The sequence below is a fragment of the Nocardia sp. FBN12 genome (assembly GCF_050320175.1).
In the GTDB taxonomy this organism is placed as follows: domain Bacteria; phylum Actinomycetota; class Actinomycetes; order Mycobacteriales; family Mycobacteriaceae; genus Nocardia.
This window is the reverse complement of sequence record NZ_CP190048.1, coordinates 1,256,833-1,277,292: the sequence shown is the minus strand read 5'-3', so window position 1 is coordinate 1,277,292 and position 20,460 is coordinate 1,256,833. Positions and strand designations below refer to the sequence as shown.

Here is a 20,460-nt window from a genome sequence, read left to right as displayed (position 1 = left end):
TGTTCGATCTCCTTCGGTGTGAATCAGCGCACGACCCGCTCCAACAGGCCTGCCGAACGGGTGTAGGTCGCGGGTAGCCAGCGCTTGGCTTGCCAGAGAACTTTGGCCTCGAGCTGCGGCACCACATACAGGTCGCCGCGGTCCACTGCGTCCAGCGTGGTGCCTGCGATCGCGGCCGGCGCGCGGCCGGTCCAGCGCAGCAGCAGCCCGCCGAGGCGCTCGGCGGTATCGTCCATCGGCGAATCCGCGGCCATGATATTGGTTTTCACGCCGGTCGGGCACAGCACCGTCACCCGGACACCGGTGCCCGCCAACTCGGCCGACATCGTCTCCGACAGCGCCAGCACGCCCGCCTTGCTCACGTTGTACGCGGCCATCCGTGGCGCCGCGCCGAACGCGGCCGCCGAGGCGACGTTCACCAGCGACCCGCGACCGGCCGCGCGCAGCATCGGCGCGAAGACGTGGCAGCCGTGGATGACGCCCCAGAGATTCACCCCGAGCGTGCGCTGCCAGTCGTCGAGGGCGAACTCACCGACCACCGGCCCGCCCGCGCCGATCCCCGCGTTGTTCACGACGACGGTCGGCGGGCCGCCGAACCAGTCCTGGGCGGTGGCGGCCAACTGTTCGACCTCGTCGATCACGGTGACGTCGCAGCGGGTGGCTATCGCCTTCCCGCCCGCCGCCTCGACCAGTTCGGCGGTATCGGCCGCACGGCCGGGGTCGATATCGGAGCATACGACGCGCCCGCCTCGACGACCGAGCTCGACGGCGAACGCACGCCCGATTCCGCTACCCGCGCCGGTCACCACGGCATCGGCCGCGGTGGTCCGGCGGTGTCCGCCGAAGGGGAACAATCGCATGGCAACTCCCGGGGTCGACCCGGTGCTGCTCTAACTGGTGGCATCTGCCACCATTGGCCGCACCTGACACCAATTAGGCGCGCGGAGGAGTACTTTGTCAACCATGGATGTGCGCGCACCGGCACGGACCTGGGGCGGGCGGACCGCCGAGGAGCGCAGGGCGCGACGGCGGGTCGGCCTGGTCGAGGCCGCCCTCGATATCTGGCTCGACAGCGGATGGGCCGCGGTGACCATGCGCGGTGTCTGCCAGCGGGCCGCGCTCAACGATCGCTACTTCTACGAGCATTTCGCCGACCGCGACGAGCTGCTCGCCGCGGTCTGGGACGAGGTGTGCACCGGGGTGTTCGCCGAACTGGCGAGCGTTGTCGCCGAAAACGCCGACCGGACGCCCCTCGAGATCACCCGCGCGGCGATCGCCCGTGCCGTCGGATTACAGACCGATCTCCGCGGGCGCGCCCGGATCCTGCTGGCCGATCACGCGGGCAGTGCCGTGCTCGAACAGCGCCGCAAGACAATGCTCACCGACGCGACCGACCTGCTCATCGCCGCCGCGTGGCCCTATCTGCGACCCGACGTCGATGAGACCGCCATGCGGATGAGCACCTTGGCCGGCATCGGCGGCTTCATCGAACTGCTGTCCGCGTGGCGTTCGGGCGTGCTCGACGTGGAGGCCGAGCGCATCGTCGACCACACCAGCGCGATCGCGGCGCAGCTCGGCGCGATGTTCCTGCCCGCGGAGATCATCGGATAACGCCGACAGCGTGGCGAGAGGTACTACGCGGATCCTCGCAGCGCGCGCAGGCCGGCCGCCATGAATTCCGGGGTGGCCTCGGCAGCCCGGTCGGCGGCGGAGCCGGTGTCGGAGCCCTGGTGGGCGCGGTGCGTGATGCCCTCGCCGATGATGCCGAGCTTGAAATTGGCCAGGGCCAGGTAGAAGCCCCAGTTGTCGAGCTCGCGCCCGGACGCGGTGGCGTAGGCCTGCGCGAGGGTGTCCGGGCTCGGCAAGCGGGGGCTGGTCCACGCGGCGCGGGTCCCGAGGATCACATCGAAGATCGGCGACCGGTAGACGCACATCAGGGCGACGTCGGTGAGCGGGTCACCCAGGGTGGACAGTTCCCAATCAACCACGGCACGGACGGTTTTCGGGTCAGCGCTGTCGAGGATCGTGTTGTCGATCCGGAAGTCGCCGTGCACGATCGAGGCCGCTGTCTCCGGCGGGATCGCGGCGGACAGCGCGGCGTGCAGGGTCGCCACGTCCGGGAGCTCGCGCGTCTTGACTCGCTCCCATTGCGAAGCCCAGAGGTTGACCTGCCGGGTGACGAAACCCGTTGGCCGCCCGAAGGTTTCGAGGCCTACCGCGACCGGGTCCACCGCATGCAGATCCGCGAGGACGCGGACCAGTTCGCGCACACTCGCATGTACCTGCGCATCGGTGAGCGCGGCCAGATCGTCCTGGTCCCGAAACACCGTCCCGTCCACGAACTCGACGACGGTCATCGGCGCGCCCAGCGCGGATCCGGTCGCATCGAACGCGATCGTTTTCGCCACCGGCACAGCGGATGACTGCAACGCGCTGGTGACGGTGTATTCGCGGGCCATATCGTGCGCGGACGGGGTGAGCCCGGCGACCGGTGGGCGGCGCACCACCCAGCGCGAGACGTCATCGGCCGCGGCGAAGGTCAGGTTCGACCGGCCCCCACTGATCAGTTCGACGCGCAGCTCGCCCCGCACCTCGACGCCGTTGGCGCGCAGGAACTGTTCGAGTGCGGCGATGTCCATGCCCGGCAGTGTCATTCGGAGTCTCGCTTCGCACGCTTGGCGGCGCTCACCGCGCGTTTGGCGATGGCCCAGCGATGAACTTCGGAGGGGCCGTCGTAGATCCGGAACGGGCGCACCTCGCGGGCGAGACGGGCCAGCGGCAGGTCGGCGGAGACGCCGAGGCCACCGCACATCTGCATACTCCGGTCGACGATGCGGAAAATCGCCTCGGCGGCATAGGTTTTCGCGATGGAGGTGGCGTTCGCGGCGGGTTCGCCACGGTCGAGTTCCCAGCAGGCGTGGGTCAACAGAGCGCGGGTGGCGGCGATGTCGATCTCGTTGTCGGCGATCATCTTCTGGATCATGCCGAGGTCGCCGAGGCGCGACCCGAAGCCCTCGCGTTGCGCCACCTGCGCGACCGCGACATCGTGGCCGCGGCGCGCCGCACCGAGCCAGCGCATCACATGGGTCATGCGGGCCGGGCCCAACCGCACCTGGGCGTATTCGAAGCCGCGGTCGACCTCGCCGAGCACCGCCGACTCCGGAACGAGCAGGTCGTCGAAGAAGACCTCGCAGTGGCCACCGATCATCGACTTGTCGAGCGTGTCGATGTGACGGCCGACGCGAATGCCGGGGCTGTCGGCCGGGGCCAGGAACATCGTGGCGCCGCCGCGCTGGCCCGGCTCACCCGAGGTACGGGCCATGATGATGAAGAAACCCGCGCCATCGGCACCCGTGATGAACCACTTGTGCCCGTTGATGCGCCAACCACCGTCAGCACGGACCGCGCGGGTGGTCAACGCGGACGGATCCGAACCCGCACCGGGGGCCGGTTCGGTCATCGCGAAGGCCGAACGCACCTCACCGCGCGCGAGCGGAGCGAGGAACTGCTGTTTCTGTTCCGGATCGGCGATGTGGGCGAGCATGTGCACGTTGCCCTCGTCGGGGGCGGCGATATTGAGGGCCGTCGGGCCGAACAATGAGTAGCCCGCCTCCTCGAACACCGGGGCGCGGTTGGACATATCGAGGCCGTGGCCGCCGTATTCGACCGGCGCGTGCGGGGCGAAGACACCGGCGTCGCGGGCAGCCTGCTGGAGTTCGACGCGCAGTTTCTCACCGCCCGCCGCGGCGATGTCGCCGTCGTGCGCGTCCTCGATCGGGAGCACGTGTTCGCGGACGAACGCGCGGGTGCGGTCGGCCAGGCTCTGCACCTCGGACGGATAGGACAGGTCGATCGGCACAGGCCCACTCCTCGGCTCGGTTTGCCGAACGGTCGCTCGGCACATTGACTGCCACGACAGTGGCATGCGCGGATTCACGCTGTCAACAGGCCTGGTCGAGGCAATAGGCATGTTCAGTTATTCTGAACAATATGGAGTCGACGGCAGCCCAACAGCATGCGGTGGGGGCGCGAGTGCGCCAGGCGAGGACTGCGGCAGGGTTGTCACTGCGGGCGACCGCGCAGCGGATCGGCGTCAGCGCGGCCACACTGAGCGCCATCGAGACCGGCAAAACCGGCGCCTCGGTTCCGCGCCTGCGATGCCTCGCCGCCGAGTTGGGCGCCACGGTGCCCTGGTTGATCGGCGACGAGCCCACCACCGGCGCCGACCACAGGCCTGCTCCCGAGCCGCGCGCGGTCGACCCCGTGGAGTCCACAGCGCGCGCATCTCACCCCACCGAGCACAGCACGAGCGACGAAACCGGCTCACACACCGCGCCGGATTCCTGGCGGGAGTTCCTACCCCTCGGCATCGATCCCGTGCTCGCCGCCGCGATCGATTCCTTCGTCGAAACCGGCTACCACGGAGCCACGATGCGCTCGATCGCCGCGCGTGCGGGCATGAGCGTGCCCGGCGTCTACCACCACTACCGCGACAAACAAGACCTGCTGGTCCGCGCACTCGATCTGACCATGGACGAATTGCACCAGCGGGTGCGCGCCGCACGCCTCGACGGCGCGAGCGGACGAGAACGGGTGATCCGCGTCGTCGAAGCACTTGCCCTCTTCCACACCCATCGCCGCGGGCTCGCCTTCATCGGCGCCAGCGAGATGCGCAGCCTCGATCCGGCCGATCGCGATCGAATCACCGCATCCCGCAACGAGATCCAGTACCTCCTCGACGCCGACATCGATGCCGCGCTCACCGAGGCACACCGGCCGACAACGCACGCGCGCGATGCGGGCCGCGCCATCGCGACGATGTGTACCGCACTCCCCCAGTGGTTCCGGCTCGACGGCCCGTCCTCTCCCGAACAGATCGCCGTCGCCTACGCGGATTTCGCCCTCGGTCTGCTCGGACTGGCGGTCGAACACCCAGACGCGTGACAACCGGGGCGCTAGCGCCGATAGAACAGCGGCTGGACCACCCACAGCCCGAGAAACAGCAGGGCCGCGACAACTCCCGCGACGACACCTGCGACAGTGCCCGCGACCATATCGAAAATCAGCACCGTCATGCCGGTCAGCGCGACACCGAGCAGCGCGATCCCGGCGAGGGCCAGCCGGTGTGAGCCGGTCACGAGGACATCGACTCGGTGGCGACGGAACAGCAGGCGATGGATGGCCACGGGGGCGACCAGCAGCGCAGTCGCGGCGACAGCGGCGGAAACGACGACGAGATAGACGACGCGGAGTTGGGTACTCAGGGTGTCGAATCTGGAGTGGAAGGGCAATGTCAGCAGGAAGCCGGTCAGGACCTGCACACCGGTTTGGAGCACGCGCAATTCCTGCAGTAGTGACGACCAATTCCGGTCGAGGCGCTGCGTGGTGTTCTCACCACGCACCCGTTCGTTCCATGCGGCGTCTTTACCGTCCATCGCCGCTCCTCGCCACCGCGAATAACTGCCGACTTCCTGCCATCTTACTGCGTGTATTCCGGATCTCGCCCGGCCGATCGGCGTGCGAGACCTCCGGCGCGCGGGAGACAGCCCGCGCGTCCGCCGCGGCGCCGAACCTCAGTTCACCGCGTACGGATACGCGTCGGCGCGGCCCTGGAACGACAGGATCCGCGGGTTCTGCACCCGACCGCCGCGAATTTCGATGGCCCGGCGAATCGTTTCGCTCCCATCCCACGCTTCGGGCCCGCCGAGCACGACCGGCAGGTACTCGAGCAGGGCTTCGGAGTTCTCCCACGTGGCCGAGTCCCAGAGGAACGAGGGGCTGTGATCGACGCCGTAGTAGTGCAGGTCGTCACCGACGGTGAACATCGGATCGGTGAACGAGGTCGGGCGCGCGAACTCGAAACCCATGCCTTCGTCGCAGGACACATCGACGAAAAGCGTTCCGCGCGTGAACAGTTCGAGGTCGTCGTTCATGACGAAGCTCAGCGGGTCCTCGGTGTCCTGGAACATGCAGTTCACGACCACGTCGTAGTTGGCCAGCATCTCCGCCAGCGGCCCCGGCTCCGGTGCCTTCAGTGCGAGGGTGCGGCCGGGCAATCCCGGATCACGCTGGAAATGCTGCATCCGCACCGACGCGAACGGCGAGGCCACCGCCGACACACTGCGCTGGGTCAGCACCGTCACATCGCTGATCCCCAGCGCCGACAACGCCCGGACCGCGCCACGCGCGGTGGCACCGAAGCTGATCACCGCCGCACGCATCCGGCGACCGTAATCACCACTGACACCACGCAATTGGAGGGCGTGCATGACCGAGCAGTACCCGGCCAGTTCGTTGTTCTTGTGGAACACGTGGACGCTGAACGCACCCGACTTCGTCCAGTGGTTCATCGCTTCCCAGGCGATCAGCGTCAGATCGCGATCCACCGCCAGCTGGGTTATCCGCGCGTCCTGCACGCAGTGCGGCCAGCCCCAGACGATCGTGCCGGGACGCATCTGCGCGAGGTCTTCGGCCAGCGGCTTGGCCAGCAAGAGCACATCGCACTCGGCGAAGAGTTCTTCGCGAGTGCGATGACCCGCGACCAGCGGGGCGAGAACGTCGTCGGGATAACCGAAGCGGTTCCCGTATCCGTGTTCGAGATAGATCTGACCGCGCAGTCCGGGATCGATGCGGTCGAGGTGAGCCGGGTGGATGGCCAGCCGGTGTTCGTTTTCCTTGCGAGAGGTCGCGACGACGCCGACGGTCAGGTTTTTCACAGTTGCTTCACCTGGTCAGCCTACCCGCAGGCTGGTCAGCTCTCCGCTTCGTTGGTGATGTCGTCGAGGGACTCGCCCATGGTCTCGGGCACCCGGCGATAGCAGAACGCCAGCGCGACCGCGGAGATCACCGCGAAGAGGAAGAACATCGTCGACGCGCCCCACAGCTCGCCCAGGGGCGGGAACACCAGCGAGACCACGAAATTGCCCATCCAGATGAGGAAGGTGCAGATGCTCATGGCGGTGGCGCGGATCGGCGCGGGGAAGATCTCCGAGATCAGCAGCCAGGTGGGCACACCGACGCCGAGCTGGAAGGCGCAGACGTACACGATCATCAGCGCCAGCAATACGTAGCCGGTGGCAGTGCTCTGCGTGAGCCGTTCGATCAGACCCATACCGACCAGTGCGACGATCATGATCGCCAAACCGAGGAACATCGGTGGCCGCCTGCCGATCTTGTCGACCAGGCTCATGCCGAGCATCACACCGATCACCGCGCCGATGCCGATGCCGATCGACGAGGTGACCGCCGCGTTATTACCCATGCCCGCCTGGGTGAGGGTGGACGGTGCGTAGTAGATGACGGTATTGACGCCGACGAATTGCTGAATCAATGCCAATCCGACACCGGTGTAGAACAGCGCGCGTACCTTCGGTTTGCGCAACTGGTCACTCAAACTGTCCTTGACCGCTTCGTCGGCCGCTTCGGACTGGGTGATCTCGGCAATCGTCGGCTCGACATTCTCGGGGTAATAGGACTGCTGCAGCACCTTCTTCGCATCGGCTTCGCGGCCCTGTTTCAGATACCACCGCGGCGAATCCGGCATGAAATACATACCGATCACGAGTGCCGCGGCGGGAATGGCCGCCATCGCGAGCATGAGCCGCCAGTTCCCGGTCGGTGCGAGCAGCGCGTTGACGATGTAGGCGAGCAACTGCCCGCTGGCGATCATCAGCGAGTTCATCGAGACGAGGCGCCCACGATAGGTCGGCGGCGAGATCTCGGAGACGTACATGGGAACCACCAGCGAGGCGGTGCCGACGGCGACGCCGAGGACCAGCCGGGTGATGATCATGACCGTGGCATCGGGCGCCAGCGCCTGGGCGATCGCACCGACGAAGAACAGCACGCCCGCGAACAGCAGCGTCATTCGCCTGCCCCACCGGTCGGCCATCCAGCCGCCGGTGATCGAGCCGATCGCGGCGCCGATGAGCAGCGAACTCGTGATGACACCGACCTGGGTCTGGCTCAGCGCGAAGTCGGGCGTGAGGTAGACCAGCACACCGGAGATGACGCCGGTGTCGTAGCCGAACAGCGCGCCGCCGAGCGCGGCGATGACCACGACGGTGAGCACGAACTTCTTGATCCTCGCCCGCATCGCGACCCGCTCTGGCGAGTCGGAGTGCGCCTGGATCGGCCGTTCGGTGACGGGGGACACCATCAACTTCCCGAGGTCACGGCGCTCTGATTTCCTATCGGTGGATCCACGAGAGGAATCGGGCATGTCCACACCTCCGCCGTTGCAGTAGGTCGATTCCTGCACCTCGATCGAACCCGGAAGCCGCGCGATAGGCCGCCGCCGTTCGGCCTATCGCCGATGCAGCGACCAGACGGTCACGGCACCCCACAGTGCCAGGCTCGTCGCCGCGGCCATATAGAGGAAGTAGGCCAGCACGACCAGGACGGGCCCGTAATCGCCGGACCAGTCGCCGAGGCGCAACAACCCGACCATGCCGAGGCCGAGCAGGAGCATGCCGAGGATCAGCCCCGGCATCGCCAGCGGAGCGATGGGCGATTCGGGGGCCGAGGTCGCGGTGACGCGGCGACCCAGCTCGGTAACTGATGGGTTGCTGTTCGATTCGAAGTAGATGCTGCTCATCACAATGCGGTCCCTTCCGGACAGCCGCCCCACCGCGGCCGATCAGCGATCCAAGCTGGATCTCTCTGGTACCGTCGCGCCGCGGCGGACATGCGGGGCGTTCATGACCGCGGATCCGCGTCGACCCGGTCGATGATCACGAACGGTTAACGTTCAGCAATTACGAGCTTGCCAGCTCGGTCAACCAGAGAACAGATGGTGTGATCTGCATCACATAGAACGGGTGTGCGACACAACTCGATAACGCACGTGACGTTTTCCCGGAACACCCACTGGAACTGGCAGAATTCCCACCCGACTGGACGTTTGCTCGAGAAACCGACATCTGTGTCATTTATCGAACCGTTACTGCTCTGACGTGGGAAAACGTGCCCGGAAGCACACTGCGATCCAGTTGGTATCTCCGCGGCTGTTCGACACGACACCGTGACGGAAGCAGCTCAGTGAGCCCTCCCCCTCGCACGAAACCTCCACCGCGAATGGGATCGACCGATCCAAGCCGAGCATCGCCCGGGTCTGCGACTACTCCTCGACGGCACGGACGACGACGGAAACTTTTCCGGCCGCGACATCCTGTGCGATCGATGTGGGGGATCGCGTCACGTTCGGCTACTGTCCTTCTAGTTTTCGATGCTGCTGGATCGTTCGTGTCGCTTCGCCGCAAGCACGTGCCGTGAGATCCACGCCTCGTGCTTCGGCGACCCTCTGAAACGAAGGACGCCGGTCACCATGCCCGCACCCGTTATCCTCCACGGCCGCATCGCACGGCTGGAACCTCTTGCACCCCATCACGTTCCCGGTTTGATCGCCGCGGCCGCCGCGCTCGACGGCTCCGGGTTCACCGTCGTCCCGCACGGCGAACAGGAGGCCCGCACCTACGTCTTCCAGGCCGAAGCGGCACAACTGGCAGGCACGGCGCTGGCCTTCGCGATCGTCACCGTCGCCGACGAGTGCGTGGTCGGGGCCACCCGATTCACCCGGCTCGACTACTGGCAGGGGCCGCTGACCTGGCCGTTGTCGGCCGAACCGGTCACCGCGCTGCCGGGCGGTGCGATCCCCGACGCGGTGGAGATCGGCAATACCTGGCTCACCCCCGCGGTGCGGGGCGGCCAGGTGAATCTCGACTCCAAGCTGATGCTGCTGTCTCACGCCTTCGACAGCTGGGGTGTGCGGCGGGTCACCTTGCGCGCCGACGCCCGCAACCTGCGCTCGAGGGCGGCGATCGAACGTCTCGGCGCGGTGAGTGACGGTGTGCGGCGGGCACATTCGCGAGGGCTCGACGGCGCGGTGCGCGACACCGCGTTCTATTCGATCCTGCACGACGAGTGGCCGGGGGTGTGCGGGCGGATCCACGAGCAGCTGGCGGCCAGGGCCGCGTTTCGGCGCGCACCGTTGATCCCGGCCACCGTGGAAGCGTGGCGACCGTTGGCTTCTTCGCCGATCGGGTGAGTCGTCAGCCCCGCAACGACTCGATGCGTTCAGCGACCAGCACGGCGAGTTCATCCGGGCGCTCCTCCGGGAGCCAGTGCGAGCCGTCGAGCACAGCAAGGCGGTAATCTCCGGTGACGAATTCGCCGGCCAGTTCGGCGCCACGGCGGGTCAGCGCCGTGTCGCCGGTGCTCCACACGTGCGTCACCGGCACGGTGACGCGCTCTGTCACCGCACGGGGTGTGATCAACGCCAAGGCGCGATACCAGTTCAGCGCGGTGGTGAGCGCGCCGGTGTCGATGATCTCGGTGTGGACGCGGGCGATCGCGTCCGCGGTCATGCCGGTCTTGGCCAGCATCCGGTCGAGCACGCCGGCCCGCGTGCGCATGACGCGCTCCGGCAGCACCGGCAGCTGGAACAGCGCCATATAGAACGAGCGAAGCACCTGATCGCTGCTGATCATCGAGCGGGCGAAGGCGCCGGGATGCGGCACCGACACGGTCACCAGCGTGCGGACGAGTTCGGGACGCGCCGCGGCCAGCGACCAGGCGACCATCGCACCCCAGTCGTGCCCGACCAGGTGCACCGGCCCACGGTCGATGTCGTCGATCAGCGCGACCACGTCGTCGACGAGTTCGGGCACCCGATAGGCAAAGCGGCCCGGCGGCCTGGCACCCGGTGAATAGCCGCGCTGGTTCGGGGCGATGGTGCGGTAGCCGCGGGCATTGAGCAATGCCGTCAGTGGTTGCAGCGAGGTGGCGGTTTGCGGAAAGCCGTGCAGCGCAACGATGACGGGACCGTCGGGCGGACCGGAGTCGACGACGTCGAACTCGAGTCCCGCCCTGGTGAACGAGGTCAACCGGGTGTTCATGAACCCTCCGTTTCGCCCAACTTACTTATCAGTAAGTTACTCCCGCACCCGGCGCGGGTCAATCATCGGCCGGTCCCACCGTGCACGATGGCTACCGTCGCACCGCCGAGGTCGAAGGCCCGATGCAGGATGCGTACGGCTTCGTCGAGGTCGGTATCGCGGACCAGCACCGAGATCCGGATCTCGGAGGTGGCGATCAGGTCGAGGTTGATGTTCGCCGCGGCCAGCGCCTCGCAGAAAGTAGCGGTGACGCCCGGATTGTCGCGCATACCCGCACCGATCAGCGAGACCTTGCCGACACGGTCGTCGTAGCGGACGTCGGCGAAGCCGATCTCGGCGCGGCGATCACGCAGCAGGGCGACCGCACGCGCGCCGTCCGCGGCCGGCAGGGTGAAGGTGATGTCGGTGCGGCCGGTGCCGGTGTTCTGCACGACCATGTCGATGCCGATCTCGGCGTCGGCGACCGCGCGGAACACCTTGGCCGCGTAGCCGGGTTCGTCGGGCAGGCCGACGACGGTCACCTTGGCCTCGTCGCAATCGTGTGCCACGCCGGTGAGTACGGCCTGGCCGGCCGGGATGTCGGTCATCGAGCCGAAGACGGTGGTCCCGATCGCGTCGGTATAGGACGAGCGCACGTGCACGGGCACCTGGTAGCGCCGCGCGTATTCGACACAGCGCAGCATGAGCACCTTCGAACCGCAGGCCGCCATTTCCAGCATTTCCTCGTAGGAGATCTGGTCGAGCTTCTGGGCGTCGGTCACGATGCGCGGGTCGGCGGTGAAGATGCCGTCGACGTCGGTGTAGATCTCGCAGACATCGGCATGCAGTGCCGCGGCGAGTGCGACGGCGGTGGTGTCGGAGCCGCCGCGACCGAGGGTGGTGACGTCGTTGTTGTCCTGGCTGACGCCCTGGAACCCGGCGACCAGCACCACTTCGCCGTCGTCGAGAGCGCGGCGCACCCGGCCCGGATCCACTTCGATGATCTTGGCGCGGCCGTGGGCGCCGGTGGTGATCACGCCCGCCTGCGATCCCGTCAACGATCGCGCTTCCGCACCGAGCGAATGAATTGCCATGGCTACCAAGGCATTCGAAATCCTCTCACCGGAAGTGAGCAGCATGTCCAGCTCACGCGGTTCCGGCGCCGAGGCGATCTGCCCCGCCAATTCGAGGAGCTCATCGGTGGTGTCGCCCATTGCCGAGCAGACCACCACCACATCGTGCCCCTGCTTCTTCGTCTCCACGATCCGCTCGGCGACCCGCCGGATCCGCTCCGCGGTGGCGACCGACGAGCCGCCGAATTTCTGCACAACAAGGGCCATCCCGAGTCCTCTCACCCGCTCCCCCGCACGCGATCCGCGGGTGACCCCTTCGAGTATCCAGGCAATCCGGGCACGGCCGTACCAATTCGGCCACGAAAACGACTGCGGCCGAACCGTTTCGGGCTGCCCCGGTCAGCGCCCCGCCGACCGGGGCAGTTGCTCGGTTACCCCTGTTCGGTGGGGACGACGACGAGTTCGGCGATGTTGACTCGGCGTGGTGCCGAGACGGCATAGGCGATCGCGTCGGCGATGTCTTCGGGGACCAGGATTTCCAGTCCGTCCCGCCATTCGCCGAGTTCGGCGCGGCGGGTGTCGTCGCGCATTCCGGCGCCGAGTTCAGTGCCGACGAATCCGGGTTCGACGTTCTTGACCCGAACGCCGCGCGGGCCGAACTCGGCGCGCAGGTTGCGGGTCAGGTGCGCTACCGCCGCCTTGGTAGCGCAATAGACGCCGTAGTTCGGGAACGCGACGTGGCCGCCGATGGAACCGACGAGCACCAGGTCAGCAGTGCGGCCCGCGGCCGCGGTGGCGAGCAGGTCGTCGATGAATGCTCTTCCGGTGTAGAGCAATCCGTTGAGATTGGTCCCGACCATCTGATCCCATTCGTCGATCTCGGCCTGTTCGAACGGTGCGCCGAGCATGGCACCCGCGTTCGCGACGACCAGATCCACGGAGCCGAACTCGGCACGCACCTGGGATGCGGCATCCAGGACCGACTGCCGCACGCTCACGTCGACGGTCACCGCGAGGGCGTTCGCGCCGATACTCTGCGCGAGTTCTTCGAGCCGATCCTTGCGCCGCCCGAGCAGCGCTACCCGCATGCCGTCCGCCGCCAGCCGACGCGCGGTGGCAGCGCCGATCCCGCTGGATGCTCCGGTGACGACGGCGATCCGGCCTTCGATGTTGGTGTTTGTCATGGCCACAACGTTCGTCGCGGTTCTCGACGCCTGCCAGGTCGGAAACTTCCTGGTAGTGGCAGGGCCACCCAGCCGCCGCGAGGTCGGCATACCCTCGAAGGCATGGATTCCGACAGCAGTCTCGGTGCGTTCCTGCGCGCTCGACGCCAGCAGGTGCGTCCCGAGGAGTTCGGGATGGCCGGTGGCGGTCAACGCCGGGTGGCCGGACTGCGGCGCGAGGAAGTGGCCATGCTGGCCGGGATGAGCGCCGATTACTACATCCGGCTCGAACAGGGCCGTGACAAGCATCCGTCCGATCAGATCGTAGCGGCGCTGGCCCGGGTGTTCTCGCTCGACGACGACGGCATCGCACACCTGCGGGAACTGGCGCGCCCGGCACCCCGACGCACCCGCGCACCGCGACGGCCGGAACGAGTCACACCGAGCCTGCTGCGCCTGATGCGCACCTGGTCGGACACGCCGGCGCTGGTGTACGGCCGGCACATGGATGTCCTGGCCGCGACACCGCTGGCCGTCGCGCTCAATTCCTGTTCGGCGCCGGGAGTCAATCAGGTCAGAATGGTGTTCCTGGATCCCGAAGCACGCAACGTTTTTCCGGATTGGCCGAGAATCGCAGCGGAGACCGTGGCCGGTCTGCGGGCCGGCGCGGGCACCGATCTCGATGACCCACGTCTGACCGAGCTGGTGGGCGAACTGTCGTTGAAGAGCGAAGATTTCCGCCGCCTCTGGGCCAAGCACGACGTCCGCGCGAAAACCGCCGGGGAGAAACGTTTCGTCCATCCCCTGGTCGGCGAGATCGGCTTGTCCTACGAGACATTCACGGTCAACGGCGCGCCGGGCCAGACACTTGTCGTCTACCACGCCGAGCCGGGCTCCGACGCCGAACAGTCACTGGCCCTGCTGGCGGGCCTCACCGTCGACGCCGCGCCCGCGCGCTCACCGGCAGCGGACCGGCCCGTCGGCAGCACCACCTCGACTACAGACTGAAGGCGACCGCCCGCAAGATCAGGACGGCGATGAACACGGCCGTGAAGGCCAGGTCAAGGGAGAAGTCGCCGATCCGGATCGGCTTCAGCACTGTGCGGACCGGGGCGATCACCGGTTCGGTCGCGGCATGGGTCACTTCCCGCGCCTTGCGCGCCCATTGCGGACCGTTGCCCAGCGCCTCGATCCAGTCCACCACCATCCGGGCGATCAGCAGCAGCAAGAAGATGGTCAACGCGTAGCCGACCAGGGTTCCGATAAGACTCATGACGCACTCCCTCGCGGAGGCCACAGCGGACCTCTTACCGCTTTCAACGTGCCCGACATTGCCAAGGTGTCCACCACCCGGTTGTTCTCAGTCGATTATCAGGCCTGCGGTCGTGATCGTCGTCGTGATCGCGCGCGCGGCGTGGTGGCACCTGGACGGCAATGTCGAGTCGCGGCAGGCGTCGACTACTCGCTGTGCCGGGCGTCAGTCGGCTCGTACCGGCGGGTGAAGTCGAGAATTCGGGCCGTCACCAGCTTCGGAATCTCATGGAAGATGCCGTGCCCGGCGCCGGGGAAGATCTCGACTTCGCAGGTACGCACGTTGTCGAGCAGCCGCTGCCGCGCCAGTTGGTTGTCGACAACCTGTGACTCCGACCCGAACAGCGCCGCGGTCGGCGTCGTGATCATCGCCAACCGCTCGTCGGTGAACATCTTCGGGTAACCGATCGCGGGGGCATAGCCCAGTGATGCCTTCACACCATCGAATTCCGCGTCGGTCAGCGTGACACCAGGATTGAGTTTCGCGTTCATCTTGCGCAGGTTCTTGTCGGTCGGGTGCGCGCCGATACGGATCATCGTCCACAGCAGGCTCCATTTGATCTTGGTCAGCGTGCCGCCGGGCTCGATCACGGTCAGGCTCGCCAACCGTCGCTGCTGCGTGGTGGCGATGACCAGCGCCTGCCAACCACCCTGCGAGTAGCCGACCAGATGGACTCGGTTCACGCCGAGACCGTCGAGGAGTTCGCCGAACCAGGTGCCGAAACCGGCTTCGTCGATCGGCGCGGTCTGCTCGCTGAGACCGGGAGCGCCGATCATTTCGGGCATGTAGACGACGTGATCGCGGGCGAAGTCCTCGATCACATGGTTCCAGGCCAGGCTGTTGGCGCCGAGTGAGTGCATCAGCACGATCGGCACACCGTCGCCCGCACCGGCTTCGCGGACGCGAGTGGATCCGAAGGAGGTGGGAATGTCGACCACGGTCGACGGAATCGGCCACTGCTTTTCCAGTTCCCGATAGGTCCGCAGGTACTCCTCGCGCGCCTTGTCGTTCTTGAATCGCCCGATCTTGGCCATAACCACCCCTGTTTCTCGTTGGTGATATCACCGTACCACAAAGATGGTATGGGCGTACCATGAAAACCTGCCGGGACAGAAGGAGGCGGAATGCCGCGTTTGGCCGATCACGAAGAACGGCGCAGATCGATCACCGGTGCTGCGCGGCAGGTCATCGCCCGAGGCGGGCTCGACGCAGCGACATTCCAGTCCGTCGCCGCGGAAGCCGGGGTCTCGGTGCGGTCGGTGCAGTACTACTTCGGCACCAAGCGGGAGTTCCTGCTCGCCACCCACCGTGCGGTCGTCGAGGATTCCGGCGCGCGGTTGGCGCAGGGGTTCACGACCCTGGGCCCCGGTGCCGGCCCTCGCGATATCGTTCGCACGATCCTGCTCGCGCTACTCCCTCTCGACGAACCGAGCAGGCAGAACGCGGTCATTCTCGGCATTTTCCACGCGGCGGCACTCACCGGCACCGACATCGACTCCGCGGACACCGCAGGGGCGCCCAACTACATCGTCGATGCGGTCGCGGGCCAACTGCGCCAGTTGCGCGGGCCCGAGGCCGACGAGCAAGCGCTCATCGCTGATGCCGAGGTGATCCTGCTCGCGCTCGGCGGGCTGGCACAGGGCATGCTCACCAACGACGACTACGCCTCGCGCGCAACAGAATTGGTCGACCACCTGCTGGACCGCGTGCTCGACGCCTGAAACACGTAGAGCCCCGGCGATATTCGCCGGGGCTCTACTCGTGCACGCGCGAATTACTTCTTGCGTTCCTTCTTCTCGCGCACACGCACCGAGATGCGCACCGGCGAACCGTCGAAGCCGAACTCCTCACGCAGGCGGCGCTCCAGGAAGCGGCGGTAGCCTGCCTCGAGGAAGCCGGTGGTGAACAGCACGAACGTCGGCGGGCGGGTGCTCGCCTGGGTGGCGAACATGACGCGGGGCTGACGGCCGCCACGCATCGGCGGCGGAGTGGCCGCGATGACTTCCTTGAGCCAGGTGTTGAGGCGGCCGGTGGAGATGCGCTTGTCCCAGGACTCGAGCGCGGTCTCCATCTGCGGCACCAGTTTCGCCACGGCACGACCGGTATGGGCGGAGATGTTGACCCGCTGGGCCCACGGCACCCGCACCAGATCGCGATCGATCTCACGCTCGAGCATGTAGCGGCGGTCCTCGTCGACCAGGTCCCACTTGTTGAACGCCAGCACCAGCGCGCGACCGGAGTCGGCGACCAGGCTGATCACGCGCAGGTCCTGTTCGGTGATCGGCACCGAGGCGTCGATCAGCATGATCGCGACCTCGGAGGCCTCCAGCGCCGACTTCGTCCGCAGCGAGGCGTAGAACTCGGTGCCGGTGGCATTGGAGACCTTGCGGCGCAGACCGCCGGTGTCGACGAACTTCCAGGTCTTGCCGCCCAGCTCGACCAGCGAGTCGACCGGGTCGACGGTGGTGCCCGCGACATCGTGGACCACCGAACGCTCATCGCCTGCCAGCTTGTTGAGCAGGCTGGACTTGCCGACGTTCGGCTTGCCGACCAGGGCCACGCGACGCGGTCCCGCGACAGCGGTGCCTTCGCGCGGGGTCTCGGGCAACGCGCTGAGCACGTCGTCGAGGAGGTCACCGGTGCCACGACCGTGCGCGGCCGAGACCATACGCGGCTCGCCCAGACCCAGCGACCACAGCGACGCAGCCTCGAGTTCGACCTTCTGGTCGTCGACCTTGTTGGCCACCAGGATCACCGGGATCTTGGAGCGGCGCAGCTTGCGCACCGCGGCCTCGTCGGTCGTGGTCGCGCCGACGGTGGCGTCGACGACGAGCAGGATCGCGTCGGCGGTCTCCATCGCCACCTCGGCCTGGCGTGCGACGTGCTGCTGCAGACCCTTGGCGTCGGGTTCCCAACCGCCGGTGTCCTGCACCATGAAACGGCGCCCGGCCCAGTTGGCCTCGTACGAAATACGGTCACGGGTCACACCCGGAACGTCTTCGACCACCGCTTCGCGGCGGCCGAGAATGCGGTTGACCAGGGTCGATTTGCCCACATTCGGGCGCCCGACCACGGCCAGCGTCGGCATCGCGACGTGCTGTTCACCTTCGCCGTCGGAGTCGATGTCGAGGACATCCCATTCGGACTCGTCGGTCCAGGTTCCGTCGCCTACGAGAATCTCTTCGATCATCGCGGACCTCCTGTCGTGGCCGAAAGCTGCTGAGCCACCACGCGATACAGCTCCTCGATGGTCTGTGCCATCGACAGGTCGCTGGTGTCGACGAGCACCGCGTCGGCGGCGGGGCGCAACGGCGACACTGTGCGGGTGGAGTCGAGGGTGTCGCGACGCTGCACGTCGGCCAGCACGGCCGCGTAATCGTCGCCGCGGCCCTCGCGGATGTTCTGTGCGTTACGCCGCTCGGCGCGTGCCTGCGCGGAGGCGGTGAGATAGATCTTGGCGTCGGCGCCGGTGAGCACGACGGTGCCGATATCGCGGCCTTCGACCACGATGCGCCCGGCCGTCGCCGCGATCTCCTGCTGCAGGGCCACGAGCTGCTCGCGCACCTGCGCCACCGCGGAGACGGCGGAGACCGCCTTGGTGACGGCGTCGCCGCGGATCTCGGCCGAGACGTCCTCGCCGTCGAGTTCGATGACCTCGTGGCTGGGGTCGGTGCCGATCGAAAGCGGCATTCCCGCAACGGTTTCGGTGATCGCGACCGCATCGGTCAGCTCGACGCCCGCACGCAGCACGCACAGGGTCGCGACCCGGTACATGGCGCCGGTGTCGAGGTAGCGGGCGCCGAGGCGCGCCGCGAGGCGACGCGACACACTGGACTTGCCGGTGCCGGAGGGCCCGTCCATCGCGACGACGAGCGTCGAATCATCGGTCATCCGGCCGCCGGCGAATTCCAGGGGAAAGTCCACACCGTTCACAGCTGCACCGCCTCGTAGAGTTTGCCGATCTCGTCGCGGCCGAGCACCCGCAGCGTGCCGGGACGCTGGTCACCCAGTGCCACCGGGCCGAGGTGGGTGCGCACCAGCCGGATCACCGGGTGGCCGACCTCGTCGAGCAGCCTACGCACGATGTGCTTGCGGCCCTCGTGCAACACGAGCTTCACCAGCGACCGGCCCTGGTAGGCCTCGAGCACCATGAACTTGTCGACCTTGGCGGGCCCGTCCTCGAGCTCGACGCCTTCGCGCAAGCGCTTACCGACCAGGCGGTAGTTCACCTCGCCGTCGACGGTGGCCAAGTAGGTCTTGGGAACTTCGAACGAGGGGTGCATCAGGCGATGCGCCATCTCGCCGTCATTGGTGACCAGCAGCAGGCCCTCGGTGTCGGCATCCAGACGGCCGACGTGGAACAGGCGCTGACCGGCGGCGATCCGCTCGGCGATGATATCGCCGACGCAGGGGCGCCCCAGATCGTCGGACATGGTGCACTGCCAGCCCTTGGGCTTGTTCATCACCAGGTGCACCAGTTCGTCGCGCACCACGACACGGGTGCCGTCGACGCGCACGACCGCGTTCTCGGCGTCGATGCGCAGACCCTGCTCACGCACGATCTTGCCGTCGACCTCGACGCGACCGGCGGCGATCATCTCCTCGGCGGCGCGGCGCGAAGCCACACCCGCCTTGGCGAGGACCTTCTGCAGACGTTCGCCTTCGCCCCACGGGAGCTTCTTGGGACCCTCGGTGACGTCGGAGTGCTGGTGACGCGCGGGCTTGGCGTTGTTCAGGATCGTCGGAGCGACAACCTTCTTCTGCGGCTTCGTGCTCTTCTTGCGAGCCGCGAAGGCCTGCGTTCCGGCCGACGCGCCGCTGCGCTGACCAGCCGTGCCACCACGCTGCACGTCACCACGCGGGTAGCCGCCACCGCTGGAAGCACCGGTGCCGCGACGGTCGTCACGCTGACCTGCGCCCGCGGAGCCGCCACGCTGGTAACCACCGGCGGCAGGGCCACGACGGTCGCCACCGGCGGGGGTGCCGCGACCGGCAGGGGCACTGCGTCGATCGTCACGCTGGTACCCACCGGGCGCACTGCCACGACGGTCACCACCGGTGGACGCACCACGACGGTCATCACGCTGGTACCCACCACCGGTGGACCCACGACGACCGCCGGATTCGGCGTCACGCTGGAAGCTGCCGGCGGACCGGGCTGCTGTCTGATTGCCGCGCTGGAAGCCACCCGCGCCGGTGCCGCGGCGGGCGGGAGCCGCCCCGCGGGAGCCACCCTGCCCGGTGCGCGCACTGTCGCCACGGTTACCCGCGGTTCGATTCGCGCCACTTCGGGGCTGGTCGCTGCGATTTCTTCGATCCGGTGTGCCATCTCGGCGAGCGGAATTATTCATCTGTCCTGTCAATCGTCGGTGCCGAGATCCATGTCGGACTCGGCGGGTTTCTTCAGCCTGGTGAACCGGGGATCGGTTTCCAGGCTCTCGCTGATCTCGTCGATCAGATCGACGCCGGGAAGCAGCGGCGCCAGCAGTGGCAGGTCGCCGAGAGAGGCGAGCCCGATCCGTTCGAGGAACAACTCGGTGGTGCGGTACAGCGTGCCGTTGGTTTCGGGGTCCTGACCCGCTTCCGCGATCAAGCCTCTGGCCAGCAGCGTGCGCATCACTCCGTCGACGTTCACCCCTCGGACCGCGCTGACCCGCATGCGGGTCACCGGCTGGCGGTAGGCGACCACCGCCAAGGTTTCCAAGGCGGCCCGAGTGAGTTTCGTCCGGGCCCCGTCGAGCAGTACCCGCTCGACATAGGGCGCGTACTCCTGTCGAGTATAGAAGCGCCATCCGTCACCGACGAAACGCAGGTCGATGCCGCTGCCCCGTTCGGTCAGTTCCGCCGCCATCGCGCGCAGCACGGGTTCGACGCGCTCGGTGGTGTCGTCCAGGGCCGCTGCCAGCTGTTCTGTAGGCGCCGGGGCGTCGACGACGAGCAGCATCGCCTCCAGTGCCGACCGCAGTTCGAGGTCGTCGAGTGGCTCGGAGGTGAATTCCGCCACTGCTTCGGTCATGTTGTCCCTTTCTGACGGGGCT

The 20,460-nt window shown here is 67.3% G+C and carries 21 protein-coding genes; 5 read left to right on the top strand and 16 right to left on the bottom strand.

What is annotated here, in order from left to right; genetic code table 11:
* Positions 1 to 23: 23 nt before the first annotated feature.
* The gene (locus ACQHI0_RS06370) at positions 24 to 860 is read right to left on the bottom strand and encodes an SDR family NAD(P)-dependent oxidoreductase (protein ID WP_427906985.1); all 837 of its coding nucleotides are present in this window, start codon (positions 858 to 860) and stop codon (positions 24 to 26) included.
* A gap of 109 nt (positions 861 to 969) precedes the next feature.
* On the opposite strand from ACQHI0_RS06370, the gene ACQHI0_RS06365 reads away from it, so the two are divergent.
* On the top strand, positions 970 to 1,611 hold the full coding sequence (locus tag ACQHI0_RS06365) for a TetR/AcrR family transcriptional regulator (RefSeq protein ID WP_427909100.1): 642 nt from the start codon (positions 970 to 972) through the stop codon (positions 1,609 to 1,611).
* 23 nt (positions 1,612 to 1,634) lie between these two features.
* Here ACQHI0_RS06365 and ACQHI0_RS06360 read toward each other — a convergent pair whose 3' ends face one another.
* Together ACQHI0_RS06360 and ACQHI0_RS06355 are read right to left on the bottom strand one after the other, a co-directional pair.
* Complete coding sequence (locus ACQHI0_RS06360; RefSeq protein ID WP_427906984.1) at positions 1,635 to 2,639, bottom strand: phosphotransferase family protein; 1,005 nt, start codon at positions 2,637 to 2,639, stop codon at positions 1,635 to 1,637.
* 11 nt (positions 2,640 to 2,650) lie between these two features.
* Positions 2,651 to 3,859: an acyl-CoA dehydrogenase family protein gene (locus ACQHI0_RS06355; RefSeq protein ID WP_427906983.1), complete on the bottom strand. Its 1,209-nt coding sequence runs from the start codon at positions 3,857 to 3,859 to the stop codon at positions 2,651 to 2,653.
* Between the two features lie 131 nt (positions 3,860 to 3,990).
* Between ACQHI0_RS06355 and ACQHI0_RS06350 the strand changes: the two genes are divergently transcribed.
* Positions 3,991 to 4,944: a TetR family transcriptional regulator gene (locus ACQHI0_RS06350; protein WP_427906982.1), complete on the top strand. Its 954-nt coding sequence runs from the start codon at positions 3,991 to 3,993 to the stop codon at positions 4,942 to 4,944.
* An 11-nt stretch (positions 4,945 to 4,955) separates the two neighbouring features.
* Here ACQHI0_RS06350 and ACQHI0_RS06345 read toward each other — a convergent pair whose 3' ends face one another.
* The 4 genes from ACQHI0_RS06345 to ACQHI0_RS06330 form a co-directional block, all read right to left on the bottom strand.
* Positions 4,956 to 5,435, bottom strand: coding sequence for a DUF6328 family protein (locus ACQHI0_RS06345; RefSeq protein ID WP_427906981.1), 480 nt, complete (start codon positions 5,433 to 5,435; stop codon positions 4,956 to 4,958).
* A gap of 138 nt (positions 5,436 to 5,573) precedes the next feature.
* A complete protein-coding gene (locus tag ACQHI0_RS06340) occupies positions 5,574 to 6,716 on the bottom strand; it encodes a N(5)-(carboxyethyl)ornithine synthase (RefSeq protein ID WP_427906980.1) in 1,143 nt (380 codons plus the stop codon).
* Between the two features lie 35 nt (positions 6,717 to 6,751).
* Positions 6,752 to 8,221, bottom strand: coding sequence for a sugar porter family MFS transporter (locus ACQHI0_RS06335; protein WP_427906979.1), 1,470 nt, complete (start codon positions 8,219 to 8,221; stop codon positions 6,752 to 6,754).
* An 84-nt stretch (positions 8,222 to 8,305) separates the two neighbouring features.
* The gene (locus ACQHI0_RS06330; protein WP_427906978.1) at positions 8,306 to 8,596 is read right to left on the bottom strand and encodes a hypothetical protein; all 291 of its coding nucleotides are present in this window, start codon (positions 8,594 to 8,596) and stop codon (positions 8,306 to 8,308) included.
* Positions 8,597 to 9,325: 729 nt separating this feature from the next.
* Between ACQHI0_RS06330 and ACQHI0_RS06325 the strand changes: the two genes are divergently transcribed.
* On the top strand, positions 9,326 to 10,045 hold the full coding sequence (locus tag ACQHI0_RS06325) for a GNAT family N-acetyltransferase (RefSeq protein ID WP_427906977.1): 720 nt from the start codon (positions 9,326 to 9,328) through the stop codon (positions 10,043 to 10,045).
* Positions 10,046 to 10,049: 4 nt separating this feature from the next.
* Here the strand turns inward: ACQHI0_RS06325 and ACQHI0_RS06320 are convergent, their stop codons facing one another.
* The 3 genes from ACQHI0_RS06320 to ACQHI0_RS06310 all read right to left on the bottom strand — a co-directional run bounded on the left by ACQHI0_RS06320 (position 10,050) and on the right by ACQHI0_RS06310 (position 13,131).
* Entirely contained in the window at positions 10,050 to 10,895 is an 846-nt protein-coding gene (locus tag ACQHI0_RS06320; RefSeq protein ID WP_427906976.1) for an alpha/beta fold hydrolase, read from the bottom strand.
* A gap of 62 nt (positions 10,896 to 10,957) precedes the next feature.
* The gene (locus ACQHI0_RS06315; RefSeq protein WP_427906975.1) at positions 10,958 to 12,214 is read right to left on the bottom strand and encodes an aspartate kinase; all 1,257 of its coding nucleotides are present in this window, start codon (positions 12,212 to 12,214) and stop codon (positions 10,958 to 10,960) included.
* A gap of 164 nt (positions 12,215 to 12,378) precedes the next feature.
* Positions 12,379 to 13,131: an SDR family oxidoreductase gene (locus ACQHI0_RS06310; RefSeq protein ID WP_427906974.1), complete on the bottom strand. Its 753-nt coding sequence runs from the start codon at positions 13,129 to 13,131 to the stop codon at positions 12,379 to 12,381.
* A gap of 102 nt (positions 13,132 to 13,233) precedes the next feature.
* On the opposite strand from ACQHI0_RS06310, the gene ACQHI0_RS06305 reads away from it, so the two are divergent.
* Positions 13,234 to 14,118: a helix-turn-helix transcriptional regulator gene (locus tag ACQHI0_RS06305; protein WP_427906973.1), complete on the top strand. Its 885-nt coding sequence runs from the start codon at positions 13,234 to 13,236 to the stop codon at positions 14,116 to 14,118.
* On the opposite strand, the gene ACQHI0_RS06300 is transcribed toward ACQHI0_RS06305, so the two are convergent.
* Both ACQHI0_RS06300 and ACQHI0_RS06295 read right to left on the bottom strand, forming a co-directional pair.
* Positions 14,108 to 14,383, bottom strand: coding sequence for a YggT family protein (locus ACQHI0_RS06300; protein WP_427906972.1), 276 nt, complete (start codon positions 14,381 to 14,383; stop codon positions 14,108 to 14,110). The two genes, ACQHI0_RS06305 and ACQHI0_RS06300, sit on opposite strands and share 11 nt — an antisense overlap.
* Positions 14,384 to 14,568: 185 nt before the next feature.
* A complete protein-coding gene (locus ACQHI0_RS06295; RefSeq protein WP_427906971.1) occupies positions 14,569 to 15,456 on the bottom strand; it encodes an alpha/beta fold hydrolase in 888 nt (295 codons plus the stop codon).
* Positions 15,457 to 15,546: 90 nt separating this feature from the next.
* Between ACQHI0_RS06295 and ACQHI0_RS06290 the strand changes: the two genes are divergently transcribed.
* The gene (locus ACQHI0_RS06290; protein WP_427906970.1) at positions 15,547 to 16,143 is read left to right on the top strand and encodes a TetR/AcrR family transcriptional regulator; all 597 of its coding nucleotides are present in this window, start codon (positions 15,547 to 15,549) and stop codon (positions 16,141 to 16,143) included.
* 53 nt (positions 16,144 to 16,196) lie between these two features.
* Here ACQHI0_RS06290 and der read toward each other — a convergent pair whose 3' ends face one another.
* The 4 genes from der to scpB are packed head-to-tail and all read right to left on the bottom strand — an operon-like array spanning position 16,197 to position 20,438.
* Positions 16,197 to 17,612, bottom strand: a complete 1,416-nt coding sequence (gene der / locus ACQHI0_RS06285; protein WP_427906969.1) for a ribosome biogenesis GTPase Der — start codon at positions 17,610 to 17,612, stop codon at positions 16,197 to 16,199.
* Entirely contained in the window at positions 17,609 to 18,313 is a 705-nt protein-coding gene (cmk, locus tag ACQHI0_RS06280) for a (d)CMP kinase (RefSeq protein WP_427909099.1), read from the bottom strand. The genes der and cmk overlap by 4 nt, the downstream gene beginning before the upstream one ends.
* Positions 18,314 to 18,351: 38 nt before the next feature.
* A complete protein-coding gene (locus ACQHI0_RS06275) occupies positions 18,352 to 19,773 on the bottom strand; it encodes a pseudouridine synthase (protein WP_427906968.1) in 1,422 nt (473 codons plus the stop codon).
* A gap of 8 nt (positions 19,774 to 19,781) precedes the next feature.
* Positions 19,782 to 20,438 (bottom strand): SMC-Scp complex subunit ScpB, encoded by a 657-nt coding sequence (scpB, locus tag ACQHI0_RS06270; RefSeq protein ID WP_427906967.1) that lies wholly within the window; start codon positions 20,436 to 20,438, stop codon positions 19,782 to 19,784.
* Between the last annotated feature and the right edge of the window lie 22 nt (positions 20,439 to 20,460).